This is a genomic window from Azospirillum baldaniorum, from assembly GCF_003119195.2.
GTDB classification, from domain to species: Bacteria; Pseudomonadota; Alphaproteobacteria; order Azospirillales; family Azospirillaceae; genus Azospirillum; species Azospirillum baldaniorum.
The window spans coordinates 720,785-746,306 of record NZ_CP022255.1; the positions used below are offsets into that span (position 1 = coordinate 720,785).

Here is a 25,522-nt window from a genome sequence, read left to right on the forward strand (position 1 = left end):
CTTTTCGCGGTGGTCGTGCCGGTGCCGTGTCCGGTCAGTCCGGCAGGCGGGGCGGAGTGACGCCGGCAATGTCGCAGGCGTAGTCGAGCAGTGCGGAGAAGTCGCGCTGGGCATAGGCGCCGCCGCGGGCGGCGCCGAGCGCACCGGCCGCCGCCAACCCGACCGGCAGACCGAGACGCTGCTGCGCTGCCGCCGTCAGCGCCAGCATCAGATCCTTGTGGGCAAGGTCGATGGTGAAGCCGGGCGCCGTGTCCCCCTTCAGCACCTTGGTCGCGAAGTTGATCTGGAACTGGCCATTGGTCGCCGTGGTCCCACCCGACACCGCCTTCATCACGTCCACCGGCAGGCCAAGCTTGGTCCCCAGCAAAATGGCCTCCGCCGTCAACTGCGCGCCGATCACCGCCAGGTAGTTGTTGACGATCTTCATGCGGGTGCCGGCGCCCTCCGGGCCGCAGCGGTGGACGGTCGTCCCCATGGCCTTCAGCATCGGTTCGGCACGGGCGAAGCCCTCATCGCTGGCCCCGACCATGAACAGGGACTCGCCGCGTTCCGCATGGCTGACCAGGCGGCCGACCGGAGCGTCCACGAAGGCCACGCCTTTCTCCAGACACGCCGCAGCCACAGTGTCCGTGGTCTGTGGGTCGACGGTGCTCATGTCGATCACCAGCGCGCCCGGCCGGAGGCCGGCGAGAACGCCTTCACCGCCCAGGATGACCTCGCGCACCTGCGGTGGGGCGGGCAGCATGGTGATGACGACGGTCGCGTCCCGCACGGCGGCGGTGACGTCGCTGGCCGGGCGTGCGCCCAGCGCAACCAGCTTTCCGAGCTTGTCCTGATCGAGGTCGAAGCCGATCACCGGGAAGTTCTTGCGGACCAGGTTGGAGGCCATCGGCAACCCCATGGCGCCAAGCCCGATGAACGCGATCGTCTCTGACATTTTTTCACTCCCCTTCGAATGCCGTCGGCGCTGTGCAGCCGTCTGGCTTGCTGGCCGGTTTGCTGGCCGACTTGGTGGTTGGCTGTTTCGTTCGGCGTCAGCCGGCGATGCCGTGGTTGATGTACGCGGTCTTGCCTTCCGTGAAGAACTCGACGGCCGCGCTGCCCTGCTCGCGTCCGCCGTAGCCCGAGGGGCCGCGGCCACCGAACGGGACGTGGTAGTCGATGCCGGCGGTGGGAGCGTTGACCATGACGAGGCCGGCCCGTGAACGGCGGCGGAAGGTTTCGGCCGACGCCAGCCCACGCGTGACGATGCCGCTCGACAGGGCGTGTTCGCTGTCGTTGGCGATGGCGATGGCGTGATCGAGCCCATCCGCCGGGATGACGCAGGCGACCGGGCCGAACACTTCGTGCCGGTTGATCCGCATGGCGTTGTCGGTGCCGACGAACAAGGTCGGTTCCAGAAAATAGCCGTCCCCATCCATGCGTCCGCCGCCGAAGGCCAGCTCCGCGCCTTCGCTGCGCGCATCCGCGATGCAGTGCAGGTCCTTGGCGAGCTGGGCTTCGCTGACGACCGGCCCCATGTCCGTCGCCGCGTCCATGGGATCGCCGACGCGCAGGGCGGCGATCCTCGTCACCAGCAGTTCGACGAAAGCGTCGTGCACCCGGCGATCGACGATGATGCGGCTGGTCGCCGTGCAACGCTGTCCGGTGGAATGAAAAGCCCCCTGCAACGCGATGTCCGCCGCCAGATCCAGATCGGCGTCGTCATGAACCACCAGAGGGTTCTTGCCGCCAAGCTCAAGCTGGACGCGGGTCATGCGGGCGACCGAGCGCTCCAGGATCGCCCGGCCAACCCCCGGCGAGCCGGTGAAGCTGACCGCGTCGGCTCCGTCGACCAACGCCGGTCCCAGCGTCCGGCCGTCCCCCACCACCAGATTGAAGGCGCCGGCGGGCAGCCCCGCGCGGTGCAGGATGTCCGCCAGTTCCCAGGCGCAGGCCGGCGTGACTTCCGAGGGCTTCAAGACCACCGTGTTGCCGAAAGCGAGCGCATAAGCGGTCTTCCAGGCGGGAACCGCCATCGGGAAATTCCACGGCGTGATCAGGACGACGACGCCGACCGGTTCACGGCTGACCATGGCGGTGGTGCCGTCGCGCAGACCGGGAAGGGCTTCGCCACCCTGGCGGAGCGGCTCCCCGGCCGCATAGTGGAAGATCTGTGCGCTGCGCCGGACTTCGCCGATGCCCTCACGCAGCGTTTTGCCTTCCTCTCGCGTCAGCAAAGCGCCCAGTTCTTCGGCGCGGGCGTTCAACTCGTCGCCGACCCGCCGCAACACGTCGGAGCGGGTCTGCGGATTGCTCGCCGCCCAACCCGGCAAGGCCGCGTGTGCGGCGCCGAGCGCCTCTTCCGCCTGCTCGACCGAGGCCCAGGCATAATGGCCGATCACCTCGCCTGGCCGCGCCGGGTTGCGGTTCGCTTCCATTCGGACACCGTCGACAAGACGTCCGGCGATCCAATTCCTTCGTTCCATCATCTTCTTGGTCTCACGTCTTCGATGCGGCGGGCCGGTGGCGCCGGAAAGGTCAGAGGAAGGCCGTCACGAGCGCCCCGCGGTGCCGATCACGCCACCGGCCCGCAGCTCCTCAAGTTCGTTTCCGGTGAGGTCCAGCAGATCGGACAGCACCTCGTCCGTCTGCTCTCCCAGACGGGGCGGCACACGCCGGTAGCAGGCCGGGGTCCGGGACAGGCGCGCCGGAAAGCCGACGATCGGCACCGGCGTGCCGCCGGGCGTTTCCAACCGATGGACAAGACCACGGGCCACCACTTGCGGATCGTCGAACACTTGATCGATGCGATTGATCGGGCCGGCCGGGACCCCGCCGCCGGACAGCGCTTCGATCAGGTCCGCGGACGTCCACCGTGCCATGCTGTCCGCCAACGTGGCCTCCAGCTCCGCGCGGTGGGCCTGCCGGCCGGGGTTGCTGGCGAACCGCTCGTCCGCCAGCAAATCCTCGCGATTCAGCAGACGACACAGGGCACGGAATTGCCCGTCGTTGCCGACGGCGACGATGATGTGGCCATCGGCCGTCGCAAAGCAGCGATAGGGGACGACATTGGGATGTCCGTTGCCGAGCCGCTTCGGCACCTGACCACCAACCAGCCAGTTCATGCCCTGGTTGGCGAGCACGGCGACCTGGGTGTCCAGCAGAGCGCAATCGATGTGCTGGCCCTCGCCGGCGCGATCACGGTGGCGCAACGCCGCCAACACGGCAATGGTGGCATAAAGCCCGGTGAACAGGTCCGACACCGGCACTCCGACTTTGAGCGGCTCGCTGCCGGGTGCCCCCTCCGGCTGGCCTGTGACGCTCATCAGCCCGCTCATGCCCTGGATCAGGAAATCATAGCCGCCGCGGGGTGCGTAGGGGCCGGTCTGGCCAAAGCCGGTGATGGAACAGTAAACCAGGGCGGGGTTCTCCCGCTTCAGGCTCTCGTAATCCAAACCGTAGCGAGACAGGCCGCCGACCTTGAAATTCTCCAGGACGACGTCGCAGCTTCGTGCCAGCCGACGGACGAGAGCCGCCCCTTCCGGTTTGGCGATGTCGATGGCCAGTGACCGCTTGTTTCGGTTGCAGCTCAAGTAATAAGCGCTGGGCGGATCGTCGGTTCGGTCCCCCGGCGTGGGCCGCAGGTTGGGCGGCCCCCAGGAACGGGTGTCATCGCCCTTTTCCGGATGCTCAATCTTGATGATATCGGCGCCGAGGTCGCCCAGAATTTGGGATGCCCAAGGACCGGCCAGCACACGGCTGAGGTCGAGCACCCGCAGCCCAGCCAGGGACATCGGGCCGGCGGCACGGTTGCCGGCTTCGTCGTGGGGTGATTCGGGCAAGGTCACAATGAGTGGTCTCCGGCTGCAAGCGTCACCGTTCCGGACCTGGAACGGGAGCCTCCCTTTTCACTTCTGACGCCTGGAACTTGCATTTCCCGGCGCCATGACCATTTCACTCTGTGAAACGATCATTTCATTATGGATAGGCTAACGGGCCCTCTGATAAAAGGCAACCGTCTTTTCAGCTTGGCGAAAAAACAGCGGGACGGACGGATGGCCCCTCCAACAATCCGTTGGCGATGGCGACATCGCTGGTGGACCCAAGTCCAGACGCTAAACAAGGGAACGTGACCTCGATGCCTTCCTTCAAACCCGTTGCGGCCCTGACCCGAGGCCTTGACGTCCTGCGCATCGTCAACGAACTGCGCGATGCGTCCGTTGCCGCTCTGCACAAGGAGACGGGGCTCGACAAGGCCACGATCGTGCGAATGCTGGAGACGCTGGAGCATGAAGGTTACGTGACCCGCAACCCATCCAACTCAGGGTACGTCGCTACCGGGCGCACGCTGCAGCTTAGCCGTGGTTACGACCTGCACCACCGGATTGGGCTGCTGTGCGAACCGATCCTGACGGAGTTCCGTCAGGCGATCGGTTGGCCATCCGACGTGGCGCTGTTCGATCACGACGCCATGATCGTCGTCCAGACGAGCCGCGAAACGGGACCGCTGTTCTTCAACCGCCGCCCTGGTTTTCGCGCGCCGATCCTGGAAACCTCCATTGGGCGGGCGTATCTCGCATTCTGCGCCGACAGCGAACGGGAACGGATTCTTGCACGCCTGAGGCCCCGCACCGATCCCGCCAACGCCCTGGCCAGCGATCCGCAACGTCTTGAGGCTCTGCTCAGCGACGTGCGGGCCCGAGGTTTCGCATGCATGGACGACTCTTACAGCGACCGTGAATATTCTGGCCAGCTTTGGGCCATGGCGGTGCCGGTGCGTGACGAGCAGGGTATTCTCGCAACGCTCAACATCATGATGCTGCGCAGCGCTGTTTCCCCGGAATCCGCCCAGGAGCGGTTCCTTGATATGCTCATAACGAACGCCAACCGACTTGCCCATGTCCTCCGTCATGCTTCTTGCGGGTAACGAGACGGCAGTGAGTGACCTTGTCGGGTGCTGTTAACGTTGCGACTGATTGGGTTCCGTTGCAAAGTTTGCCTGCGGGCGAAGATCGGGCAAAACCCGTCCTCTTTCGGCGGCAGGGGTGACACGGTGAAGCGCAGCGGAAAGACCCGTTCAAGGGCCGGCAGTTCACGGCGGCGGCGATCCTGTGGGGGATGCGCTGGTCCTTGCAGTTTTCGATAAGCCACCGCGACCTTGAGCGGAGGCTGGCCGACCGCGGCGCGGTGGTCGATCACACGCCCACGGGTCTTGGCAATCCCGCGAGCGTCTCGGCCCGTCGGCGCGTTCCACCTTATGCCCTCCTGCCCCCAAGCCCGTCGAGGTCCCGGTATGTCCCTTCGCCCGCGTCCGATTCACCCGCGACAGACGGGCCGGATCTGCGGTTCGTCGGTCCTGGTGCCGGTCATCGACCTTGGCCCGCAGGTTCTGCAGGGAGTCTTCGCCAAGCCCGGGCGGGCGGCGTTGACCGGGGAGGCCTTTCCCATGCGGCTCGTGCGTTGCGGCGCCGACCGGGATCCGGGAGCCTGCGGGCTGTTGCAGACCTCCGCCAGCGTGCCTCCCAAACGGTTGTACCGGACCTACTGGTACCGGTCAGGCCTCAACGCGACGATGCGTGACCATCTGCGCGGCATCGCCGAACAGTCTGGGGCGTTGGCCGGCCGGCGCCGGCGGTGCTCGACATCGGCTGCAACGACGGTACCCTGCTCCGCGCCTACCCCGCGGCGTCGGCGCGGGTCGGGGTCGATCCGTCCGACATCGCTGCCGGGCTCGCAGGCGACGTCACCGTCGTCAACACCTTCTTTCCGTCCGAAGCCGCGCTGACGGAACTCGCCGGCGCCCGGTTCGACATCGTGACCTCCATCGCCATGTTCTACGACATCGAGGATCCCTGCGGGGCCGCCGCCGCGATCGCCCGGCTGCTCGCTCCGGACGGGCTGTGGGTGTTGGAACTGTCCTACCTGCCGCTCCTGCTGCTGCGGAACGCCTTCGACACGGTCTCCACGAGCATCTGGAGTATTACAGCCTCACCGTGCGGTGGGCGTCGAAGAAGGCGGGATCCAGCGCCGCCGTGACGGTGATGAGCGCGCCAGCCGCGTCCAGGCGGCCTTGCCCGAACGCGATGGTGTCCAACAGGCAGCGGGTCTCCGCCTGCTCCGGCAAGGCGCGCAGGATCGCGCGGCAGAGATCGCCCGCCTCCCTGGCGCGACCGGCCTGATGGAACGCGAGCGCCCGGTCCAGGGCCTCGGCGAGCGTGATGGCGCCTTGCGGCGGAGCGACGTCCATCCGACAATGGATAGCGTTGGCCGCAGGCCCATCGACAGGACTTTTCCGGATGGCGAGGCAGGGGGCTTCCAACCCGCGTAAGGCGGGTTCGATTCCCCCAGGCCGCTCCAATGCGTCTTCGTCTGCGCAAACTGCCTCAGGCTGCCTTGTCTGGTGTGCGTCAGAGGCCTGGGTCGATGACCGTAAAGCGGAGGTCCTGTGCCATCGCGTCCAGGACGAGGATGCTGTCCCCGCCTCCGAGATCGACATGCACGCTTCCCCCCAACTCGGTGATGTGCTCCGCCCGCCATGCCGCCGTACCGATGTCCTGCTCGAACCCCTTCAGAATGATGACGTCCAGCAGCGGGTCGAAGGCGGTCAGCACATCAGCGCCGCTGCCTGGGGCGAAGAAGAACTGGTCGCTCTCGCCGTCCCGCTCGGCAAGCAAGACATCGTCGCCGATGCCGCCATCCACGATGTCGCGCCCAGCCCCCGGCAAGAGGACATCCCGCCCGGACATGCCATAAAGGCGATCGGCACCTTCCGCCCCGTCGATGAAGTCTGCGCCGGCGCCGCCGTTCAACCGGTCGTCCCCGGCACCGGCCAAGATGCGGTCGTCACCACCCAATCCATGAATCCGGTCCGCACCATCTCCGCCCAGCAACGTGTCGTTGCCTTGGGATCCTCGGTGGATACCGTCCGGTGCTGCGATGACACCGAGCAGCTTGGCCGTGTGATCCCAATAATCGTTCCCTGTTCCAGGGGGAAGCTCTGCAAGTACGATGGTGCCGTCCGTCGTGCCGTCGGACAGGAAGAACCGATCCGTCTTGGCGGCGTAATCACGATCGAACCCCAGCATGTGGCCATCAAGATCCCCGAGGAGCTTGTCGCCAACGGCTCCCCCCGATGTGTCCTGCACCTTGTGCGTGCCTTCGGGCGTGCCATCGGTCACCCACAGAGCAGCGGGATCGGCTCCGCTCTGGTCCGTCAGAAAGAAGGCCCGGCCGCCGGCAATCTCAATGTCCTGGTACATCCAATCGTTCTGATGAAGTTCGGCGGTCCCCCCAGCTGTGCCATCGCTCGCCAGAAGGCGTTGCGAGCCCGACCAATAGCTTTCGTCCAAGAAGAGAAGGCGATCTCCATCATCGCCGGGCGCTCCCCTATCGAGCCATCCGAGCGGGTTGGCGAGTTCCTGGCTCGGCAGGAAGCTCACCTTGCCAGTAGCCTCCTCCAAAATGCCAATCAGGGAGGCAGAACCTTGTTCCACCCGGTAGGTATCCATGTCGGTCGTGAACACCACATGGCCGTTGCGCACGCCGACGATCCGCTCAAGGTCCCAACCTTGCATGGTCAGGTCGCCAAGGTAGCGCGTGCCCTCGGACGTGCCATCGGTGACCCAGAAGGTTGAATGACGGACGGCGGTAGGCCACTCCATGCTCCCGGTCCAGTCGATGACATTCGTGACTGACACCACAAGCCCATCAGGCGAGGGGGAATAGCGGACCGCCCCGCTGTCGGGGATGAGGTTCGCAAAGGCCGTCGCGGTGCCGTTGGCATTGACGAAGGCGAGCTTGGAAGGCCAGGACGCCGCCCCCTCGTGGAAGGCCAGCCCCCTATCATTCATGCTGACCAGTGTGATGCCGTAGGACCAGGTGGGCAGCGGCGTCATCTCATGGAAGAGGACAGTTCCGGCGGCGGTGCCGTCGGAACTCCAGATCCCATCCCGAGTGTCACCGTCTGCGTGCAGGTAGATCCGGCCGTGTGCAGCCGTCAACGCCGATGGGGAGGACCCTTGTATCCCCGGCATGAGGTCGGCAACCATCCGCGTCCCCGCCGCGGTCCCGTCGCTCACCCACAACTCACGGCCGTGAATCCCATCGTCTGCAGTGAAGAACAGCCGGTTGCCGACCACAGTCAGGTCGTCCGGGGCGCCTGATGCGGCGCCGGCCGCAGCGTCGAACATCCGGGTCCCGCTGCTGGTGCCATCCGTGACCCAGAGTTCGCGTCCGTGCAGGCCGTCGTCGGCGGTGAAGAATACCTTTTCGCCGGCGACGACGGCGTCCTGGGGGGCGCTTCCCTCCTCGCCGGGTCTGATGTCGGCAATAAGGCGCGTTCCCAACGGCGTGCCGTCGGTGACCCAAAGTTCAGCGCCCGTGTTTTGCATCGTGGCTGTGAAAACAGCGATCTTCGTTAGTGACATGCCCCCTCCAATCGGATGAAGCATTGACCAAAAAATCGCGCGTCGCAGAATGACAATTTTGGGGCTACCGCACCGCAATCATAGTCAATTCATTTTATTATTATAATCACAATAATACTGTAGCGTATATGATGCGCAATGCATTTTAATCGTATTAAAATACCCGTAGTCACAATAGTATTGTGAAGCGGTTTAGGCTGTGCCATTTGGCATTTTAAATAGTGTATAAATGCATTGCATCAGCAAAATATATCATTTTAACAAACAATTTTTCTCCTGCAGTTGAAGCTGCTCGTGCGTACCACGGGGGCATCGGCTCGTGTCCGGGCAATAACAACTGTAGGACTTTGCAACGGAACCAACCTTTTGTCCAAAGGGGCTCCGTAACCTAGGGGAATTATTTGATAATAAGAATAGTTCGCATTATGGGTTCGATGCGGCTATACCGGTGTGACCGGCATCCTGGGCGATGGCCCCACGGGCGCTGGTTTCTTTGCATCTGTCATTCCGCGCCTCTGTGACCGACACCCACTGCCCTCCGCTGCTTGACGACACCCACTCCTGGAGCGTCCGATGACGGGCTCCGTAAGCGCTTGGGCGCGCAAGATCGCGGAGTTGTTTGATGCGCATCGACTGCGCGTTGAGCGTGCCATCGCGCGGCGGACCGGGGATCCGCAAACGGCGGGCGATCTCGCGCAGGATGCCTTCCTGCGGCTGGCCCGCTTGCCCGATGGCGAGGCGATCCAGAATCCGGCCGGCCTGCTGTATGTGGTGGCCGACCGCGTGGCGCTGGACCATTGCCGGGCTGCCAAGCGCCAGCGCCTGCGTGAGGCCGGCCCGCCAGACGAGGAGTTGCCCTCCTCCGGCCCCGGTGCCGACATGGTGGTCGAGCGGAACCAGACCATGGCCCGGCTGCGCGGCGCCATCGACTCCCTGCCGCCCAAAACCCGTGACGTCTTCCTCCTCTATCATGTCGAAGGTTTGTCCTACCGCGCCATTGGTGAGCGGCTTGGCATCTCCCCCCGCACGGTGGAGTACCATCTGCGCACGGCGCTGGAGCAGTGCCGCGCGCATATGAAGCGGCGTCCAATGCGATGATGGGCCGGGCCAAGGTCCCGGCAGGTCATTTTCTTTGAGGGATTGGCCGCCCTCGACCGTCTATCCAAACACGAGACAACAGGAGCGATCAGCGGGACGCAATGGATCATCAGGATGGACAGCGCAGCGAGCCGGCGGAAGGCGGCCCGCTGGAAGGCGGCCCGGACGAGGACCGGCTGTTCTCGGAAGCCAACGCGTGGCACTTCCGCCTGCAATCCGACGACGTCCGGCCGGCGGAACGCGCCGCCTTTGCCGAATGGCTGGCCCGCAGTCCGGCTCACTCCCACGCCTGGACCGGCCTGCAGATCCTCCTTCACGACCTGAAGGAACCCGCCCGCGCCGCCTATGCCGGGTCACGCATCGCGTCTCCCCGCCGCCCCGCGGCGACCGGTATGCGGCGCCTTGCCATGGCTATGACGATCCTGCTGGTGGTCGGCGGCCTCGGCGGCTGGCACGGACCGACGCTGTACCAGAACGCCGTCGCGGATCAGGTGACTTCGACCGGACAGCGCCGGACCTTGACCCTTCCGGATGGCTCCACGGTCGACATGAACGGCGACACCGCACTGGCGCTCGATTATCGAGATGGCGAGCGGCGCGTCCGGATTCTGCGCGGCGAGGCGTGGTTCCAGGTCACGCGCGATCCCGACCATCCCTTCGTCGTCGATGGCGGGGCGGGTGCCGCCCGTGTGCTGGGAACCCAATTCAGCGTCCGGCGCGAGAACGACCGCACGACGGTCACCGTCGGCGAAGGGCTGGTGGAGGTCGTCGCCCATCGGAACGCCGACAGCAGCGCCCCCTGGCCCGACAGCGTCCGCCTGCACCCCGGCGAGAGCGCGGAGGCCGACGCCCACGGCGTGACCGGACCACGGGCGGCGGACCCCGCCGTCGCCTTCGCGTGGCGCCAGGGCCAGATCGTCTTCCGCCAGCAGTCGCTCGCCTCCGTCATCACGGCTCTGAACCGGCAATGGCCGGGCCGGGTGGTCCTGCTGAACGACGAGGCGGCGGAACGAGTCGTATCCGCCGTCTTCGCGCTCGACCGGCCGGACGCCGTGCTCGATGCGCTGGAGCGCGGCCTCGGCGTGCGCGCCACCCGCATCACTCCCTACCTGACCCTGCTCCGCTGAAAAAAATCGGCGGGACCTGAAAAAAACTTCCCAGGGTTCTCCGCGCGCCCGTCGTCATGTTCGGGAAAGGAGAGAATGAGACGCAATCGCAGAAAGCGGCGCGCTCTCTCACCGGACGACAGAGGCGAGCGATGACATCGGTGAAGTGTGAAGCGACGGGTGTGACGAACGGACGCCGGGGCAGAGTCCAGGGCTGCCGGTTGGGGCGCGTGCTCCCGGGACGGCTCCTGGCGACGACGATGCTGATCGTGCCGGGCCTTCTGCTGTTCAGCGCGCCCGCGGCCGTCGCGCAGTCGATCCAGGAGTCGATCCCGGCCGGTCCGGTGACCTTCGCCATTGCGCCACAGTCGGTGGACGGGGCGCTTGCCGCCTTCTCCACCGCCACGCGCATCCAGGTGCTGACCCCCGGTGCGGTGACCCAGGGCGTCAATTCTCCCGGCGTCAGCGGATCGATGACCGCGCGCGAGGGGCTGAACCGTCTGCTGTCCGGCACCGGACTGGCCGCCCGCTTCCTCAACACCGAGACCGTGACGGTCGAGCGCGTGGCCGCCGGCGACGCCGTCCTGCTCGATCCGGTGCAGGTCGAAGGAAGCCGGGGCGCCACCGGTCCGGGCGCTCTGCCCCCGGCCTACGCCGGCGGTCAGGTGGCGCGGGGCGGGCGCATCGGCGCGCTGGGCAACCAGGACGCGATGGACGTTCCATTCTCCATCACCAGCTACACCGCCGAAACCATCCGCAACCAGCAGGCGGATACCATCGCCGACGTTCTGGCCAACGACCCGGCGGTGCGCAGCAGCCTCGGCTATGGCAATTTCGCCGAGAGCTTCGTCATCCGCGGCTTCCAGCTGGCGGGGGAGGACCTGTCGGTCGACGGCCTCTACGGCACCGCTCCGCGCCAGATCGTCGCCACCAACATGTTCGAACGGGTGGAGGTGCTGAAGGGCGCCAACGCCTTCCTCAACGGCGCGGCCCCCAGCGGGTCCGGCATCGGCGGCGGCGTGAACCTCGTGCCCAAGCGGGCGGAGGACGAACCGCTGACCCGGCTGACCGCCAGCTACGCCATGGACAGCCGGCTCGGCCTGTCCGCCGATGTGGGCCGGCGGTTCGGCGACGCCAACCAGTTCGGCGTGCGCGCCAACGCCGCGGTCCGCGGCGGCGACACGGCCATCGACGACGAGGAGCGGACGCTGAAGCTCGGCTCCCTGGCGCTGGATTACCGTGGCGAGCGCGCCCGCGTGACGCTCGACGTCGGCACCCAGACCCAGCGGGTGGAGCAGGGACGCCCGGTGGTCTATGTCGGCAGCTTCGTCCCGGCGGTGCCGTCGGCCTCGCAGAATTACGCGCAGCCCTGGAGCTATTCGCGGATGCGCGACACCTTCGGCCAGATCCGCGCCGAATACGACATCCTGCCCAACCTGACCGCCTACGGCGCCTTCGGCCTGCGCAGCATGCGCGAGGATGGCGACTATGCCTCTCCCACCATCACGCGGCCCGACGGCACCGGCACGGTCCGGCGCCTGACCGTCCCGCGCGAGGACGACACCGTCACCGGCCAGGGCGGCGTCCGGGCCGACCTGCAGACCGGTCCGCTCCGGCACCAGCTGAACGCCGGAGCCTCCGCGCTGCGGACGACCAACAACAACGGCTTCGAGTTCGGCACGACCTCCACCATCAACCTCTACAACATGGTCGGCTTCCCGCGCCCGGCGACGACCTCGGCCAGCGGCATGGTCGGCGATCTGCCGAAGGTCAGCGAGTCGGTGCTGCGCAGCGTCTACGCGTCGGACACCGTGTCGATCCTGAACGACCGGGTGATGGTCACCGCCGGCCTGCGCCAGCAGAACATCCAGGTTCGCGGATACAACCGGGCCAACGGCGCCCGCACCTCCGATTACGACCAGTCGGCGCTGACGCCGGTGGTCGGGCTGGTGGTGAAGCCGATCGAGACGCTGTCGCTCTACGCCAACCGGATCGAGGGTCTGGCGCAGGGGCCGACTGCCCCGTCCACGGCGGTCAATTCTGGAGAGATCTTCGAGCCCTACCGGTCGGTCCAGTACGAGGTCGGCGGCAAGCTGGACTTCGGCAGCTTCGGCGGCTCGCTGTCGCTGTTCCAGACCACGCAGCCCAGCGGCGTCACCGACGCGTTCACCCGCGTCTACAGCGTGTCCGGCGAACAGCGCAACCGCGGCATCGAACTGATGCTGTACGGCGAACCGGTGCAGGGCGTTCGGCTGCTCGGTGGCGCCACCTTCATCGATCCGGAGCTGAGCGACACCGGCAGCGCCGCGACCGAGGGCAAGGACGCCGTCGGCGTGCCGCGCCACCAGTTCAACGCCAACGTCGAATGGGATCTGCCCTTCCTCCCCGCGTCCTTCCCCACCGTGACGGTGACCGGGCGCATGATCCACACGGGCTCGCAGTATCTCAACACCGCCAACACGCTGAAGATTCCCAGCTGGACCCGCTTCGATGTCGGCGCGCGGATGATCGCCGAGGTCCAGAACCGTCCGGTCACCATCCGGGCGGCGGTCGAGAACGTGACCGACAAGGCCTATTGGGCGTCGGCCTCCGGCGGCTATCTGAGCCAGGGCAACCCGCTGACGGCCAAGCTGTCGGTGTCGGTGGATTTCTGAAGGTGGATTTCCGACCCGGCGAAGCCATGACGGCGGCATGAGGGGGACGCGATGACCAACCGAACAATCCGGATCTGGACTGTGATCCACAAATGGACCAGCCTGATCTGCACGATCTTCATGCTGCTGCTGTGCCTGACCGGCCTGCCGCTGATCTTCCATGACGAGATCGAGGCGCTGACGGCCGAGGACACGCTTCCGACCATGCCGGCCGACACGCCCTTGACGTCGCTGGACGAGGCGGTGGCCTCGGCGCTGGCGACCTACCCCGGCGAGCGCCCGCTGTTCCTCAGCTTCGATGTGGACCGGCCGGTGGTGAACGTCACCACCGGTCCGGGGGCCCGTCCTCCGGTGTCGCAGATGCACATCTCCGCCATCGACCTGCGCACCACGCGGATCCTGGCCGACCTGAACGACGACGACGGGTTCATGCATGTGATGCTGCGCCTGCATGTGGACCTGTTCGCCGGGCTGCCCGGCGAGCTGTTCCTCGGCTTCATGGGCTTCCTGCTGGTCCTGGCCACCCTGTCAGGTGTGGTGATCTACGCCCCCTTCATGCGCAAGCTGTCCTTCGGCACGGTGCGGGCCGGGCGCGGCCGGCGGCTGAAGTGGCTGGACCTGCACAACATGCTGGGCATCGTCACGCTGATGTGGGTGGTGGTGGTCGGGCTGACCGGCGTCATCAACACCCTGTCCGTGCCGCTGGTCGCCTATTGGCGCGCCAACGAGCTGGCCGCGATGATCGCTCCCTATGAGGGCAAGCCGGTTCCGGAACGCTTCACCTCGGTCGACGCGGCCGTCCGCACCGCCATGGAGGCCGCTCCCGGCATGCGGCCGCAATTCGTCGCCTTCCCCGGCGTGCGCTTTTCCAGCAACCACCATTACGCGGTGTGGCTGAAGGGAGCCACGCCGGCCACCAACCGGATTCTGACCCCAGCCCTGATCGACGCCGAGACGGGGGCCTTCACCGACATGCGCTCCATGCCTTGGTACATGCTGGCGCTGCGGTTGTCGCAACCGCTTCATTTCGGCGACTATGGCGGGCTGCCGATGAAGATCCTGTGGGCGGTGCTGGACCTGCTGACCATCGTCATCCTTGGCAGCGGCCTGTATTTGTGGATCGCCCGCAGCCGCCGTGTCCAGGATCATGCCGCCATAGGCTCCGGCCTACGCACCACCGCCGGAGAGGCTGCGGAATGACGCCGCGCACTCCCTTCCGACTGCTGGCGATCTTCGGGATTCCCTTTGCGATCGCGCTTGCCACCACCGCCGGGCTGATCACCGCCCTGCTGGATGACGGCGTCGTGGACGCCGTGTCCTGGGCAGCCCTGTCAGTCCCCGTGCTCACCGCGGTTTGGTCCTGGCGCAAGCGTAAGCGCTGATAGCCCGTTTGTACATGAGGGTTCGCCTGTTTTCCGTGTGGAAGCGGGAGACAGGCAATGTGGACGAAGGCTCATCGAGCGAAGCAGGCGGGGCCGGACCGGCGGTCACAGCGGTATCCGACGGACACGGAGTGGATCCTGATCGAACCATGGCTACCGCGCCCGGCCAAGCGGGGCCGGCGGTGCAGCGTCAACCTGCGTGAGATCCTGAACGCCATCCGCGACTTGGCGCGCACGGGCTCCGCCGGCGCCCAACTGATCCTGGACGCGCTGCGCAAACGCTGGCCCTGGCTGCGCCACCTGTTCGCCGATGGCGCCTACGACCGTGGCCGGCTGCTCAGCAAGGCCGCCTTCCTGGACTTCACCCTCGCCGTGATCCGGCGTTTGGCCGAGCAAAGGGCTTCCAGGTGCTGCCGCGACGCTGGGTGGTCGAGCGCAGCTTCGGCTGGCTGATGCATTGGCGCCGCCTCGTCCGCGACTATGAGGCTGGCATCGACGTCTCCGAAGGCATGATCTACGTTGCCATGAGGTCCATCATGCTCCGCCGCCTCACAACTTGACCGCGCCCAACCCTTTTCTCAAACGGGCTCTGAGATGATCGCGTCGAGGGTGCGTCACGGACAAGCGCTCCTCCTTCAGCCGCTGACCCGACGGTTGGACTCGGGTGCCGACTGCTGCTCGAACAGGCGGCGGTAGAGGCCAGACGGGCGGTGCAGCAGGGCGGCGTGCGTTCCCTCCTCGACGACGCGCCCCTGGTGGAAGACCAGGATGCGGTCCAGGCTGCGCACGGTGGACAGGCGGTGGGCGATGACGAGGGCCGTGCGGCCCTGCATCAGGCGTTCCATCGCCTCCTGGATCAGCGCCTCCGATTCCGAATCCAGGCTGGAGGTCGCCTCGTCGAGGATCAGGAGCGGCGCGTCGGCCAGGAAGGCGCGGGCGAGCGCCACCCGCTGGCGCTCGCCGCCGGACAGCTTGACGCCGCGCTCGCCGACCAGCGTCGCGTAGCCCTTGGGCAGGCGCGCGATGAAGTCATGTGCGTTGGCCAGCCGCGCCGCCCGTTCGATCTCCGCCGGGGTCGCGCCGGGGCGGCCATAGGCGATGTTCTCCGCAAGCGAGCGGTGGAACAGGATCGGCTCCTGCGGGACGATGGCGATCTGCGAGCGCAGCGAGGTCTGCGTCGCCCCGGCCACGTCCTGCCCGTCGATCCGGACACAGCCCCCGGTCACGTCATACAGCCGCTGGATCAGCTTCACGAACGTTGTCTTGCCCGAGCCCGACGGTCCGACCAGTCCGACCCGCTCGCCGGCCCGGATCGTCACCGACAGGTCGCGGTAGAGCGGCGTCGTGTGGCCGCCGTACCGGAAGGTGACGCGGTCGAAGCGCACCTCGCCAGCCGTGATGCGCAGGGGCACGGCGTCTGGCCGGTCCTCCACCCCCAGCGGTTCGGCGTGGATGGCCACCAACTCCTCCATCTCGTTGATCGAGCGCTGGAGATGGTTGATGTGCATGCCGATGTCGCGCAGATAGCCATGGACGACGAAATAGGTGGTCAGCACATAGGCGACGTCGCCGGGCGTCGCCTGCCCCCGCCACCACAGCCACAGGGCGGTCGCCACCACGCCGCTGCGGATCAGCAGCAGGATGACGAGCTGGGCCGTGCTGTGGCGGGTGTGGCGGGTCCAGGTGCGGCTGGTCCGGCGGCTCCATTTCCCGACGACCTGAGCCAGCCGCTCGTCCTCGCGCGGCTCGGCGCCGAACGCCTTCACCACCGCGTTGCAGCCGATGGCGTCGGCCAGCGTGCCGCCGAGCCGCGTGTCCCAGGCGTTGGACAGCCGCGCCGCCGGGGCGATGTAAAGCGTCGCGAAGAGCACGGTGAGCGCGATGTAGATCGCCGTTCCCAGCGCGATGACGAGCCCCATCACCGGCCATTGCAGACCGAGCAGCAGCATCGTTCCGGCCAGCACGACCAGCGACGGCCACAGCGCCAGCAGCAGCGTGTCGTTCAGCGTGTCGAGCGCCCACATGCCGCGCGTGATCTTGCGGACGATGGAGCCGGCGAAGCTGTTGGCGTGCCAGTCGGTCGAGAATCGCTGGACGCGGTGGAAGCTGTCCTGGCCGACGTCGGCCATGATGCGCAGCGTCAACGGGATGACGCCGCTCCAGGCGATGTGGCGCAGCACGACCATTCCGGCGCCGAGCCCGACCATGGCGGCGAAGGCGCCGACGGCGGCGTCGCGCGCTGTCTCCCGGTCGTCCGGCAGCAGAGCCAGCGCGTCGACCAGACGGCCGGCAAACAGCGGCATGAAGACGTCGGCCAGCGTCGCGAGTGCGATGGTGCCGGCGATCCAAGCCACCAACGGCTTCCGGCGGCTCCAGTGGCGGAAGGTAAAGGCGAGAACGGCGCGGATCGCGTCCGTTCGGCCGGTGCGTTTCAAAACAGCCATGACTCCGTTCGGCGCGGGGACGCGCCGTCTCCACGGCGGGGGACCGAGACGCGGCCATGGCTATGGCACGATCAGGGCCTGGCGGCGCCGTCCAATGAATGGGAATATCGATGACCGTTGCCGGGCCTAAAAAGCCCGCGGTCGGCCCTTGCGGTCGGGCGACCTAACGGTTGACCGGTGCGGGAGATGTCAGCAAGCAGATCGTACGCATGCAGCCTCCCAACTTTCAGAAACAAAACCGGACGGTTTGGATATCAGGCTTTACAGAACGTGCCAATACGCCTTTTGTTATAGTCTGGTTGCGCCGTCGGAACGGAGCCGGCGGACCGCTTCGCAAGCGGCCAGGAGGACCCCGTTCCACACTGGACGGTTGGTGTCGCGGTCTGGGCGATGCCGGCTGCGATGATCATGCGGCCGGTGCCCGAAGGCAAGGTGCCCAGGGTCTCCTTCACCACACCCGTGCCAGCGGTTCCTTGCGGGACGTGACCTTATCGAAGGCCCGGAAGCCGTTGGCCGGATGTGCGCCAATCCTCGCTTGTCTGTTGACCGGAGGTGGACGTCGATGCCACGCACACGAGGAGGGGCCATGCGGAGGGAACACGAGACCCTGTTCTGGCGGCGCACGGACGTGCAAGGCCTGGAGCGATTGCTGCTCAGCGTCTCCACCGACGTGGTGCTGATCGAGTCGACGGTGATCTGCGTGGAGGATGGCGGCTACCGGCTCGATCACCGCTGGACGCTGACACCCGACTGGCGGGCACTTTCGCTGGATGTGGAGCGATGGGGAGCGGCCGTGCACACGCGCCTGACCGTTGAGCGGACCGACGGCGGCTGGAAGGTCGACGGCGCGGAGGAGCCGGACCTTTCGGTCACCCCGGTCTGCAACACCTTCCCAATCCGCCGGACGCCGCTCAACGAAGGGGCAAGTCTTACGCTCGACACCTGCTTCGTGGATGGGGCCACCATGACGGTGGCGCGTTCCCGTCAGAGGTACGAGCGTCTGGGCCCAGACCGGCTGCGCTACGTCGACCTCGGGCTCTCCGCCGGCTTCGCGGCGGATCTCCAGGTGGACGGGCGGGGGGTGATCGTCCGCTACCAGCACATGTTCGAACGGATTGAACCATCGCCCGGCCCGATCTGACCCCGCAAAACCCGTCTGATCGACGTGGCGAGCGTCCCGTTTCGCTACACCGGCGACTTTTGGACCTTGGCCTGACCGCGAGAAACATCCGTGATCATGCGAATGACATCGTCCAACCGCTCGCAAGGGACCTTGATTTGAAGCTGCACACCTTCGGCCGTAAAGCCGTTGGTTTCGGCAAGGGCCGCGGTGAAGGCGCCAACTCCCGTCCTGATCCTGGCCTCGTCGGCGAAAGCGCACGTGACGGACAGGACTGCATAGCTGATGATCGGCTGGCGGTCTGCGGCATGGAGACAGGCCGACGCGGTGCCGCCATAGGCGCGCACCAGCCCGCCCGCACCGAGAAGCACACCACCGAACCAGCGGCTGACCACCACCGCCACCCGATCCAGGTTCTGGCCGTCTATGGCCTGAAGAATTGGACGTCCCGCAGTGCCCCCGGGTTCACCATCGTCGCTGGACCGGAAGAGGTCTCCGATCCGGAAAGCCCAGCAATTGTGACCCGCGTCCCGTCTGCTGCACGCGGCAATAAATCCACGCGCCTCTTCCTCAGTGCTGACCGGGCCCGCCGAGGCAAGAAATCGGCTTTTTTTGATCTCCTGCTCGAATTGCTCATTTTTCCTGAGAGTGAACATTGTCTTCCGCCGCCATCATTCCTGCGCAGGCCAGAGGCCGACATTCCCATGCGCCGATGCAACCTATTCGCCCAATGGGGAAATTGCGACAATGTCGCAGCGACATCCGCGACGACGCGCGTAACGGGAAAACCGTGCCCCTCCATCCATGGCCATCACCGGCGTGCGGTGATGCGGCGCTCCGATGATCCAGCCAGCGCACGCTCGATAACGCGATCAAAGGCTTTTCCCTTACCTGCCACGTAAGGATAAGTAGTTGATCTGTCAGCGGAAAGCTTTCTGTTTGTCATCATTTGGCTTTTCGCCAATTTTCCAACTTTGTTATCGCTGCGGTTGCCCTGCGGAACTGGTCGCTCTCCTTGGTGTAGTGCTCAATCATAGAAAGAGCGGAGTGGCCGGTGATGGCTGCTATTTCATGGATGCTGCATCCAGCCTCAGCTAGCCGGGAGGCGGCGACCTTGCGAAGCCCATGGAAGACGTACCCTGTGAACTCAGGGCGAAGCGGGCGCCCATGCTTGTCAGCATGGAGGATGAACCCACGGAAGCTCGATGAGAAATGATCCCCGTTGGGCCACGGCAATCCGTTACGGCGAACCAGAATGGTGGTGGCGGTCGACTCTCCTCGCGTAGCCTTCCACGCGTCCATCTCGTGTCGCAGGGCGCTGTGGCATGGAACTAACAGCTTCTTCCCTGTCTTCTGCTGGGCCAGGGAGATCGTGGATCCATCGTAATCAGACCACTGCATGCGGATGCAATCGCCAAGCCTTTGTCCAGTGTAGACGGCCAGTGCCACAGCTCTGCGAAAGTGCTCCGGGAGCACGCCGGGAGTCAACGCGTGCTCCACCAGAGCGTCCGGCCAGCGTGAATGTTCGCCACCTTTCAGTTTTCTGATACGCAGGGCCGGATGAAACTGGATGTACTCGCGATCAAGCGCGAAAGTTAGCAAGACTGTCCAAACCTTGTGAACCTCGTTCGCGATGCCTGGAGTGCCGGCTAAAGCATCGCGTTGGGCCAAGACATGCCGGCGCTTGATCTTGGCTATCTCAACCTCACCATACTCGGTGACGATCTCGTTCAGGCATCTGTCGTAAAGGGTTTGTGAAGACCGCTTCATTCCCCTGTATTGATGACTTGCGGTGTATTCCCTGACGATAGCCGCGACGGTTCTCGCGCGCGGCTCCTTGCTGGCGCGTTCGTAGCTGTATGTCTTAATTGTTCCGTCTGCGAGAGTGCGCTTTACGGTTTTGCGGGCCATCGCGGAGAAGCCTCGAAGAAATTTCGTCGGGATCGGTGGTGCGGGGCGCGGTTCCGACCGCTTGCTCCATTCCAGTTCGGACGGCTATGCGCAGGCTGTCAACATGCCATCTCTTGGCGCCTCCGATCATAAGCGGCTTTGGGAGGACGCCTTTTTCCACCCACCGGCGGACGGTGGACGCGCTCGTGTCGAAGAACTCGGCAACGGACGTCTCTGACAGGTACTCAGTTGCCATGCCTACACCTCTCCCTGCGCTGCGCCGGCCGGGAACAGGATGGCCGTCAGGGCCGCGACATGCTTCGCCGACGAGCGGAGCAACAGCACATCCATTTCCTTGACCTTCTCCTTGCGTCGCAGGCGTTCGGAAACCGCCATGGCCTGCCGCTCCAGCGTGTGTGCGTGGTCTGCCAGTTCCTTCGCCACGGCCCAATAGGCGATCTCGTCATCCGGCTCACCCATTCCCGCCTCCCTGCGCTTCCCGAGCGGCGTCACGGTCACGCATCCACGCGAGATAGGCGACGTCCGCCTTGGTCATCTGCACCTTGTCATTGAAGGCTGTGCAGCGCGGACCATTCTCGTCCTGTACCCACTCCTTCGGGTATTCGGGCTCTTCGATGTCGTGGAAGAAGGCTGCCCCCGCGATCATGCACGGGGCGCCGGGTTTCGCCTTGGTGCAGTGGGCGCACCAGTGGGCATGGAAGATGTCGCCTTCGGTCCCATTGCTCGGGCGGTACGGTTTAGCCATGGTCGACACCCTCCGTCTCGGTGGTCAGGAGGGCGGCGCTGCGGTCCGGCCCCATGTCCCGCATGGCGAAGACGCGGACAGCGCCCTTGTCCAGGTCGTGGGCTTCCATGAGCCATTGCGGCTCGGGGTGGTATTCTGTGGCGCCGTGGTAGACCCGGATCGGGATGGCCCGGCGGGTGCCGTGCTCGCCGCGCCAGTTCGTGTAGGTGAAGACGAGCGGCGGCGGGGGCGGCTCCGGCTGAACTCCCGCGCGCCGGTCCAGCCAGTCGGCGGCCTCGGCGTAGCCCAGTTTCCGCAGGGAGTCGGACGTCATGTAGAACTTGTTTCCGTCATCGGTCCACCCCTTGGCCCGCCGGTCCTCCACATGCGCGGTCGGCGCGATGCCAAGGTCCACCATCTCGTCAATCGCCTTATCGGAAAGCCCGGACCAATGCTCGGCGGCGTCCTCGCGATCAATGCCCATGCTTCAGCCCTCCGTACCGGTGGTTTCGCCCTGCGCCTGCTGTGCGCCCGCTGAGAGGGCGGCGAGATACGCCTTGCGCTCATTGTCGTCATGCGGCTCGAGCTTCCAGTATTCGGTCGCCGTGATGTAGTCCCGCAGCGCTGCCTCTCGCGCCTCTGCGGCGGCAAGGGCGGCCTGCGCTGCGTCACGCTCGGCGATGGCCTGGGTGGCGCGGGCCAGGGCATCGTTTGCGCCTCGCAGCAGGAAAGCGATACACGGGTCGTGATCTTCGTCCTCGCAGGAGGTCAGGCGCTTGTGCTCCGCCTCCATCTCCGCGACGCGCGAGGACAGGGCGTCGAGCAGGTCGGCGGCTTGGTCCCTGTCAATGTTGGCCTTGGCGAACATGATGCGCAGTTCGAGGCGCCCGGCCTTGGTGGATGCGAGGTCATCAAACGCATCTTGGAAAGCGCCAAACACGCGTTCTTTGTCTGCGCGGCGACGGAGGTCTTCGGCGCTCATCGGCGCCGGGGTGTGGGAGGTGGTCATGGGGTCAGTCCTGCGAGCGTTCGTTGATGCGGCCGGTGACGAAATCCTCGGCGATGCTGTAGGCGCGACCTTCGGCGTCAGCGGGATCGTTGCAGAGCGGTACCGCTGCAACACAGCGGTCTTTGCGCTTTGGCGTGTGCCGGATCACCAAGGCATGGGAACCGGAGCGCGTCACGGTGTAGTGGCTGCTCTGCGTCATCCCATCGCCTCCCTGGGGGCGGGAGCGGAGGCCGAACCAACGGCGCGGCGCCCGTGCGCTTCGATCAGGGCGTTCGCCTGCTCCGCCGTCAGGCCGGACGCGATGTGTCCGTTCGGGCCGTGGATCGCCACCCGTTCGTCGCGCCAATCGCCGACCATGACGAACCATCCGTTGTCAGTCTCCCCGCTCTGTGCCGCCGGAGCGGCAGGAGAGGCGGAGAGGCGGCGCAGTTCATCCGCGGCATCATCCATGGCTTCGATCAGTTCATCGGTGTCCAGAGCCTCGTTGTTATCGAGCGCGGTGGAGAGCCTTTCGAGATGGCGGGCGATTTCGATGAGGTCTTGGGCGTCCTCCACCCCTCCCGGCGCTGCGGCGGGCGCAGAGACAGCGCGGGCGGCGGAGAGGCGCCCGGCCACCTTGGAAAGATCGAACCGGCCGTCAATGGTGACTGGACCGCTGGCGGAGAACTCTCCAATGAAGGACGTGCCATCCTCAGCTGACAGGGCGTCGTAAAGCGCACGCGCCATCTCTTCGGCTCCGGACGGGGCGGCCTCCACGGCGGGGCGGCGGGAGGCGGCGACAAACTGGCTGTGCCACCGCGCGTAGCTTTCGCACCATTCGGCATTGGGGTGCATGAGTGGGATTGGCGGCATCGGAAAGTCGGAGGCGGAGAGACCCGCTTCGCGGTGCGCCTGCCGTTCGGCTTTGGTGGTCATGGTGGTCTCCTCAGGCCGAGGGCGTGGCGGGGAAAAGCTTGGCCGCGCACAGGAAATCTTCGGGATCGACGTTCGGGAGGTCGATGTGCTGGCCGCCTTCGAGGATCGCGACCATCTCCGGGTAGCCGGTGCCGTCCGGATCGCGCGGCTCGGTGGGAACGGATTTGACAAACCGCATGGCGCCGTTCGGGTCGTGCCAGAGGACTATCGGGAGGGATGCCACGGCTTCCCGCAGCGCGTTGATCTGCTCATCGGTCATTTCGGTCTCCTCAGGCCGAGGGCGTGGCAGGATGACGGATGCTCGGGAACGGGTAGGCGCGGGTCTCGCCGTGCCACCACCCGTCCTTCGTCCACCTCCGACCGCAATCGGTGGTGACGATCTTCCCTTTGATGCGGGTGATGTGCTGGCGGCCCATGGCTTCCCCGTTGCGATTGACGGTTTCCACTTCATCGCCGACGCGGAAGGGGTACTCGGGAGGCTCCGGCAGCACGTAGGTTAAGTCGGTCATGGTGTCGGTCTCCTCGCTCTGCGCTCAGCGCGGAGCGGTGGGGGTGGTGAGTTGGTCGCGGACCATCTGGTTGGCTTTGAGGCGCCACTTCCCAGCCGGTCGCTTGAGTGCGGCGGTGATGAGAAAGCCGAGGTCGCTGACCGGGACGCGGAGAGCCTTGGCGATGTCGACCATGTCCTTGTCCTCGTTCCAGAGCTGCACGGCTCGTCGGATTTTGGCTTCGTCCATGGGGGCCTCACGCGCTTAGCGGCTTCGTGCCGGCGTCTGTCGCGTCGATCCGCGCCAGGAACTCAGTCAGGTCCAGCGTGTCCGGGCAGCGCTCGTCATCGGCGCGCGTGTCCAGGTGGTCGAACCGGTGCGCTTCCTTGGCGCGGCGGGTCTGCGCGATCTCGCGCGAGCTGGGGCGGCGGCTCATTCGGCGTTGTCCTCGGCGTAATCGGTTGCGCCGGCTGCCGGCATATCGGTCATGGCGGCGCGACGCTTGCGGTCCTCGTGGTCGGCAGCGAGGGCGCGTTGACCGGCGGCGCCGATGCGCTTCCAGAACGCGGCGTAGGCGCTGGTTCCGCGCTCGACCGCTTCTTCAGCCTCGGCGCCGAGGGCTGCAGGGTCGGGCCCTTCGCCGTTGTTCTCCGCTCCCAGAGGCTGCACGACGAACGGCTTCCGGCTTCCGCGCGTGGCGGTCAGGGCCAGCTTCCGCGGCCCGTCGATATGGCTCATGTGCGAGATGCGAATCCCGCCAACCTGCTGGCCGCCGAATGCGACCGTCTCGTCGCGGTAGAGGGTCATGGACCGGCCGGCGTAGGCGGCGCCGTCCGGGCCCCACAGGCTGACCAGCACGCGGCGCATGCTCTTGCAGGGCTTGTACGGCTTCCCGTCGTCACCCTCGAAATTAATGGCGATCGGCTGGTCGGCGGCGGCGAGGAGCGACACCCGCGTGACCCGGATCGTGCGCGGGCCGCCGATCAGGTCGTCAGCGTTCATCTGGTCGCTCTTGGGAGCGATCGTCTTCCTGATGTCGATCATATGCGGATCTCCATTTCGACGCGCCGCGCAGTCATCGGCATGCGCGCGGCGGCGGCGTGGTAGCGCTCAAGCGCGAGCGAGAGTCGATGCTCGAACGCCCCCGCAGCCTCGATGATGGCGTCTTGGGTCTTCGGGTCTGGATAGGCGCGGACCACGAACAGGGGCATGCCGCCGCAATAGCTGATGTAGTCCAGCCACTTCCGCCCGGACACGAGAAGCCCGGTCTGAACCTGGATGAGATGTTCGGCAGGAACCGTGCCGTTGACGATGGTCTCAGCCTGGAACTTCTGCCGACGGCTCTTGATCTCGATGAGCCCGTCATCCCCGACCAGTCCGTCGGGGGAATAGCCGATCGTGAACCCCCACCGGTCATTGGTGATGAAGCCAACCTCCTCGACGGGGGCGAACTTCTCGGCGTAGAGGGCGCGGGCGGCGATTTCGTCGTCCCAGCCGCGGATCATGTCGTCGCCGATATAATGGGGCTCGACATGCTTCGTGACCCGCTGGGCCAGCAGCTCGTAAAGGTGGGCGCGTTCCTTCTCATTGCTCGCGATCTTGAGCGTCGGCGTGATGATGAGTTTCATTTCGGAGGCGGTGAGGAGGCCGCAGCGGGCGGCGAGCCATTCATCGGTTCCTTGGACGAGCCCGTCGTGGTGGACGATGTGGGTCTTGCTGATGACGCTCATGCCGAAATTCCTTCCTGCGAGGCTGCATCCTTCGTCATGCGATCCCGCGCCCTGACCTTCTCGGCGACGGACAGGTGCCCGACGGACTGATTGCAGGCGGCGTGCGCCAGGACGAGGTTGCTGATGTGGTTGGGTCCGCCGTGGACAGCGGGCACGAGGTGCTCGACGGTGATGTCATCGCCGAGGGGCCGGCCGCAGAAAAAGCAGCCGTCGCCGTCGCGGGACAGCAGGGCGTTGATCTGGTGACGGACCTTGCCCTTGCCCTTGGCCTTGCGAGCGCCGACCGACCATGACGCTCCGGCCCGGAAGGCGGCGAACGCCTCATCGGCGCCACCCTGCCAGCTCGACACCTGCCCCTTGCCGTTCCGGTAGACCACACCGATTCCCTGCGGCGTCGTGAACCGGGCGACCTCGAAGGCGTTGGATGGGGCCAGCACTTCGGACCCGCGCGACACCAGGAAGTCCTTGAACTTCGGGAAGTGTTTGCGGAAGGCGTCCACGCTGGCCGGGAGGGTGGCGTTCATGCTGGCCCC

29 protein-coding genes and 2 pseudogenes are annotated in these 25,522 nt (G+C 66.0%); 10 read left to right on the forward strand and 21 right to left on the reverse strand.

The genetic code is table 11. The features are described 5' to 3' along the window. Window positions 1-34: 34 nt before the first annotated feature. From Sp245p_RS25505 to Sp245p_RS25515, 3 genes are all read right to left on the reverse strand, one after another. Window positions 35-1,141, reverse strand: a complete 1,107-nt coding sequence (locus Sp245p_RS25505; protein WP_281291745.1) for an NAD(P)-dependent oxidoreductase — start codon at window positions 1,139-1,141, stop codon at window positions 35-37. Next, complete coding sequence (locus Sp245p_RS25510; RefSeq protein WP_109139009.1) at window positions 1,035-2,420, reverse strand: aldehyde dehydrogenase family protein; 1,386 nt, start codon at window positions 2,418-2,420, stop codon at window positions 1,035-1,037. Before Sp245p_RS25510 ends, Sp245p_RS25505 begins: the two co-directional genes overlap by 107 nt. Window positions 2,421-2,534: 114 nt before the next feature. Further along, window positions 2,535-3,830, reverse strand: coding sequence for a CaiB/BaiF CoA transferase family protein (locus Sp245p_RS25515; protein WP_014199485.1), 1,296 nt, complete (start codon window positions 3,828-3,830; stop codon window positions 2,535-2,537). A 290-nt stretch (window positions 3,831-4,120) separates the two neighbouring features. Between Sp245p_RS25515 and Sp245p_RS25520 the strand changes: the two genes are divergently transcribed. The 3 genes and pseudogenes from Sp245p_RS25520 (at window position 4,121) to Sp245p_RS35945 (ending at window position 6,018) form a co-directional block, all read left to right on the forward strand. Then, on the forward strand, window positions 4,121-4,909 hold the full coding sequence (locus Sp245p_RS25520) for a helix-turn-helix domain-containing protein (RefSeq protein WP_014199484.1): 789 nt from the start codon (window positions 4,121-4,123) through the stop codon (window positions 4,907-4,909). Window positions 4,910-5,275: 366 nt separating this feature from the next. Further along, a pseudogene (locus Sp245p_RS36585) lies at window positions 5,276-5,506 on the forward strand (class I SAM-dependent methyltransferase); the annotation flags it as partial. 110 nt (window positions 5,507-5,616) lie between these two features. Beyond that, window positions 5,617-6,018, forward strand: a complete 402-nt coding sequence (locus Sp245p_RS35945; protein WP_014199482.1) for a methyltransferase domain-containing protein — start codon at window positions 5,617-5,619, stop codon at window positions 6,016-6,018. Here Sp245p_RS35945 and Sp245p_RS25535 read toward each other — a convergent pair. Both Sp245p_RS25535 and Sp245p_RS25540 read right to left on the reverse strand, forming a co-directional pair. Further along, a complete protein-coding gene (locus Sp245p_RS25535; protein ID WP_014199481.1) occupies window positions 5,963-6,229 on the reverse strand; it encodes a hypothetical protein in 267 nt (88 codons plus the stop codon). The genes Sp245p_RS35945 and Sp245p_RS25535 overlap by 56 nt on opposite strands. Before the next feature lie 160 nt (window positions 6,230-6,389). After that, entirely contained in the window at window positions 6,390-8,408 is a 2,019-nt protein-coding gene (locus Sp245p_RS25540) for an ELWxxDGT repeat protein (protein WP_014199480.1), read from the reverse strand. A 573-nt stretch (window positions 8,409-8,981) separates the two neighbouring features. Here Sp245p_RS25540 and Sp245p_RS25545 point away from each other — a divergent pair. The 6 genes and pseudogenes from Sp245p_RS25545 (at window position 8,982) to Sp245p_RS25570 (ending at window position 15,208) form a co-directional block, all read left to right on the forward strand. Further along, the gene (locus Sp245p_RS25545; protein ID WP_014199478.1) at window positions 8,982-9,506 is read left to right on the forward strand and encodes an RNA polymerase sigma factor; all 525 of its coding nucleotides are present in this window, start codon (window positions 8,982-8,984) and stop codon (window positions 9,504-9,506) included. Window positions 9,507-9,607: 101 nt separating this feature from the next. Beyond that, window positions 9,608-10,633 (forward strand): FecR family protein, encoded by a 1,026-nt coding sequence (locus Sp245p_RS25550; protein ID WP_014199477.1) that lies wholly within the window; start codon window positions 9,608-9,610, stop codon window positions 10,631-10,633. A 209-nt stretch (window positions 10,634-10,842) separates the two neighbouring features. Next, on the forward strand, window positions 10,843-13,266 hold the full coding sequence (locus Sp245p_RS25555) for a TonB-dependent receptor (protein ID WP_165360002.1): 2,424 nt from the start codon (window positions 10,843-10,845) through the stop codon (window positions 13,264-13,266). 51 nt (window positions 13,267-13,317) lie between these two features. Continuing rightward, window positions 13,318-14,466, forward strand: coding sequence for a PepSY-associated TM helix domain-containing protein (locus Sp245p_RS25560; protein ID WP_014199475.1), 1,149 nt, complete (start codon window positions 13,318-13,320; stop codon window positions 14,464-14,466). Next, entirely contained in the window at window positions 14,463-14,648 is a 186-nt protein-coding gene (locus Sp245p_RS25565; protein WP_014199474.1) for a hypothetical protein, read from the forward strand. Before Sp245p_RS25560 ends, Sp245p_RS25565 begins: the two co-directional genes overlap by 4 nt. 57 nt (window positions 14,649-14,705) lie before the next feature. After that, a pseudogene (locus Sp245p_RS25570) lies at window positions 14,706-15,208 on the forward strand (transposase). Window positions 15,209-15,283: 75 nt separating this feature from the next. Here the strand turns inward: Sp245p_RS25570 and Sp245p_RS25575 are convergent. After that, entirely contained in the window at window positions 15,284-17,092 is a 1,809-nt protein-coding gene (locus Sp245p_RS25575; protein ID WP_014199473.1) for an ABC transporter ATP-binding protein, read from the reverse strand. A gap of 586 nt (window positions 17,093-17,678) precedes the next feature. Between Sp245p_RS25575 and Sp245p_RS25580 the strand changes: the two genes are divergently transcribed. Next, on the forward strand, window positions 17,679-18,233 hold the full coding sequence (locus tag Sp245p_RS25580; RefSeq protein ID WP_014199471.1) for a putative glycolipid-binding domain-containing protein: 555 nt from the start codon (window positions 17,679-17,681) through the stop codon (window positions 18,231-18,233). 44 nt (window positions 18,234-18,277) lie between these two features. On the opposite strand, the gene Sp245p_RS25585 is transcribed toward Sp245p_RS25580, so the two are convergent. The 15 genes from Sp245p_RS25585 to Sp245p_RS25660 form a co-directional block, all read right to left on the reverse strand. After that, entirely contained in the window at window positions 18,278-18,868 is a 591-nt protein-coding gene (locus Sp245p_RS25585) for an IMPACT family protein (RefSeq protein ID WP_041813916.1), read from the reverse strand. A gap of 289 nt (window positions 18,869-19,157) precedes the next feature. After that, the gene (locus tag Sp245p_RS25590; RefSeq protein ID WP_014199468.1) at window positions 19,158-20,123 is read right to left on the reverse strand and encodes a site-specific integrase; all 966 of its coding nucleotides are present in this window, start codon (window positions 20,121-20,123) and stop codon (window positions 19,158-19,160) included. Window positions 20,124-20,360: 237 nt separating this feature from the next. After that, on the reverse strand, window positions 20,361-20,582 hold the full coding sequence (locus tag Sp245p_RS25600; protein WP_041813914.1) for a hypothetical protein: 222 nt from the start codon (window positions 20,580-20,582) through the stop codon (window positions 20,361-20,363). Beyond that, complete coding sequence (locus tag Sp245p_RS25605; RefSeq protein WP_014199466.1) at window positions 20,575-20,868, reverse strand: hypothetical protein; 294 nt, start codon at window positions 20,866-20,868, stop codon at window positions 20,575-20,577. Before Sp245p_RS25605 ends, Sp245p_RS25600 begins: the two co-directional genes overlap by 8 nt. Then, on the reverse strand, window positions 20,861-21,331 hold the full coding sequence (locus Sp245p_RS35950; protein WP_014199465.1) for a hypothetical protein: 471 nt from the start codon (window positions 21,329-21,331) through the stop codon (window positions 20,861-20,863). The genes Sp245p_RS25605 and Sp245p_RS35950 overlap by 8 nt, the downstream gene beginning before the upstream one ends. 3 nt (window positions 21,332-21,334) lie before the next feature. Beyond that, window positions 21,335-21,856 (reverse strand): hypothetical protein, encoded by a 522-nt coding sequence (locus tag Sp245p_RS25615; protein WP_014199464.1) that lies wholly within the window; start codon window positions 21,854-21,856, stop codon window positions 21,335-21,337. 4 nt (window positions 21,857-21,860) lie between these two features. Beyond that, entirely contained in the window at window positions 21,861-22,055 is a 195-nt protein-coding gene (locus Sp245p_RS25620; RefSeq protein WP_014199463.1) for a hypothetical protein, read from the reverse strand. Continuing rightward, window positions 22,052-22,771 (reverse strand): hypothetical protein, encoded by a 720-nt coding sequence (locus tag Sp245p_RS25625; RefSeq protein WP_014199462.1) that lies wholly within the window; start codon window positions 22,769-22,771, stop codon window positions 22,052-22,054. The genes Sp245p_RS25620 and Sp245p_RS25625 overlap by 4 nt, the downstream gene beginning before the upstream one ends. Before the next feature lie 10 nt (window positions 22,772-22,781). Further along, complete coding sequence (locus Sp245p_RS25630) at window positions 22,782-23,030, reverse strand: hypothetical protein (RefSeq protein ID WP_014199461.1); 249 nt, start codon at window positions 23,028-23,030, stop codon at window positions 22,782-22,784. A gap of 10 nt (window positions 23,031-23,040) precedes the next feature. Then, complete coding sequence (locus tag Sp245p_RS25635) at window positions 23,041-23,280, reverse strand: hypothetical protein (RefSeq protein WP_014199460.1); 240 nt, start codon at window positions 23,278-23,280, stop codon at window positions 23,041-23,043. Between the two features lie 24 nt (window positions 23,281-23,304). Next, window positions 23,305-23,508: a hypothetical protein gene (locus Sp245p_RS25640; protein WP_014199459.1), complete on the reverse strand. Its 204-nt coding sequence runs from the start codon at window positions 23,506-23,508 to the stop codon at window positions 23,305-23,307. 7 nt (window positions 23,509-23,515) lie between these two features. Then, a complete protein-coding gene (locus Sp245p_RS25645; RefSeq protein ID WP_014199458.1) occupies window positions 23,516-23,695 on the reverse strand; it encodes a hypothetical protein in 180 nt (59 codons plus the stop codon). Beyond that, entirely contained in the window at window positions 23,692-24,303 is a 612-nt protein-coding gene (locus Sp245p_RS25650) for a hypothetical protein (RefSeq protein ID WP_014199457.1), read from the reverse strand. The genes Sp245p_RS25645 and Sp245p_RS25650 overlap by 4 nt, the downstream gene beginning before the upstream one ends. Then, on the reverse strand, window positions 24,300-24,989 hold the full coding sequence (locus Sp245p_RS25655) for a lambda exonuclease family protein (protein WP_014199456.1): 690 nt from the start codon (window positions 24,987-24,989) through the stop codon (window positions 24,300-24,302). The genes Sp245p_RS25650 and Sp245p_RS25655 overlap by 4 nt, the downstream gene beginning before the upstream one ends. Next, a complete protein-coding gene (locus tag Sp245p_RS25660) occupies window positions 24,986-25,513 on the reverse strand; it encodes an HNH endonuclease (protein ID WP_014199455.1) in 528 nt (175 codons plus the stop codon). Before Sp245p_RS25660 ends, Sp245p_RS25655 begins: the two co-directional genes overlap by 4 nt. Between the last annotated feature and the right edge of the window lie 9 nt (window positions 25,514-25,522).

Coding starts and splice junctions, on each gene's coding strand:
- Sp245p_RS25600 (WP_041813914.1), bottom strand. CDS start 20,582: ATGGGTGAGCCGGATGACGAGATCGCCTATTGGGCCGTGGCGAAGGAA.
- Sp245p_RS25535 (WP_014199481.1), bottom strand. CDS start 6,229: ATGGACGTCGCTCCGCCGCAAGGCGCCATCACGCTCGCCGAGGCCCTG.
- Sp245p_RS25520 (WP_014199484.1), top strand. CDS start 4,121: ATGCCTTCCTTCAAACCCGTTGCGGCCCTGACCCGAGGCCTTGACGTC.
- Sp245p_RS25585 (WP_041813916.1), bottom strand. CDS start 18,868: ATGTTCACTCTCAGGAAAAATGAGCAATTCGAGCAGGAGATCAAAAAA.
- Sp245p_RS25660 (WP_014199455.1), bottom strand. CDS start 25,513: ATGAACGCCACCCTCCCGGCCAGCGTGGACGCCTTCCGCAAACACTTC.
- Sp245p_RS25560 (WP_014199475.1), top strand. CDS start 13,318: ATGACCAACCGAACAATCCGGATCTGGACTGTGATCCACAAATGGACC.
- Sp245p_RS25620 (WP_014199463.1), bottom strand. CDS start 22,055: ATGACGCAGAGCAGCCACTACACCGTGACGCGCTCCGGTTCCCATGCC.
- Sp245p_RS25510 (WP_109139009.1), bottom strand. CDS start 2,420: ATGGAAGCGAACCGCAACCCGGCGCGGCCAGGCGAGGTGATCGGCCAT.
- Sp245p_RS25550 (WP_014199477.1), top strand. CDS start 9,608: ATGGATCATCAGGATGGACAGCGCAGCGAGCCGGCGGAAGGCGGCCCG.
- Sp245p_RS25545 (WP_014199478.1), top strand. CDS start 8,982: ATGACGGGCTCCGTAAGCGCTTGGGCGCGCAAGATCGCGGAGTTGTTT.
- Sp245p_RS25640 (WP_014199459.1), bottom strand. CDS start 23,508: ATGGACGAAGCCAAAATCCGACGAGCCGTGCAGCTCTGGAACGAGGAC.
- Sp245p_RS25645 (WP_014199458.1), bottom strand. CDS start 23,695: ATGAGCCGCCGCCCCAGCTCGCGCGAGATCGCGCAGACCCGCCGCGCC.
- Sp245p_RS35950 (WP_014199465.1), bottom strand. CDS start 21,331: ATGGGCATTGATCGCGAGGACGCCGCCGAGCATTGGTCCGGGCTTTCC.
- Sp245p_RS25625 (WP_014199462.1), bottom strand. CDS start 22,771: ATGACCACCAAAGCCGAACGGCAGGCGCACCGCGAAGCGGGTCTCTCC.
- Sp245p_RS25615 (WP_014199464.1), bottom strand. CDS start 21,856: ATGACCACCTCCCACACCCCGGCGCCGATGAGCGCCGAAGACCTCCGT.
- Sp245p_RS25650 (WP_014199457.1), bottom strand. CDS start 24,303: ATGATCGACATCAGGAAGACGATCGCTCCCAAGAGCGACCAGATGAAC.
- Sp245p_RS25605 (WP_014199466.1), bottom strand. CDS start 20,868: ATGGCTAAACCGTACCGCCCGAGCAATGGGACCGAAGGCGACATCTTC.
- Sp245p_RS25630 (WP_014199461.1), bottom strand. CDS start 23,030: ATGACCGATGAGCAGATCAACGCGCTGCGGGAAGCCGTGGCATCCCTC.
- Sp245p_RS25635 (WP_014199460.1), bottom strand. CDS start 23,280: ATGACCGACTTAACCTACGTGCTGCCGGAGCCTCCCGAGTACCCCTTC.
- Sp245p_RS25565 (WP_014199474.1), top strand. CDS start 14,463: ATGACGCCGCGCACTCCCTTCCGACTGCTGGCGATCTTCGGGATTCCC.
- Sp245p_RS25590 (WP_014199468.1), bottom strand. CDS start 20,123: ATGGCCCGCAAAACCGTAAAGCGCACTCTCGCAGACGGAACAATTAAG.
- Sp245p_RS25575 (WP_014199473.1), bottom strand. CDS start 17,092: ATGGCTGTTTTGAAACGCACCGGCCGAACGGACGCGATCCGCGCCGTT.
- Sp245p_RS25655 (WP_014199456.1), bottom strand. CDS start 24,989: ATGAGCGTCATCAGCAAGACCCACATCGTCCACCACGACGGGCTCGTC.
- Sp245p_RS25580 (WP_014199471.1), top strand. CDS start 17,679: ATGCGGAGGGAACACGAGACCCTGTTCTGGCGGCGCACGGACGTGCAA.
- Sp245p_RS25540 (WP_014199480.1), bottom strand. CDS start 8,408: ATGTCACTAACGAAGATCGCTGTTTTCACAGCCACGATGCAAAACACG.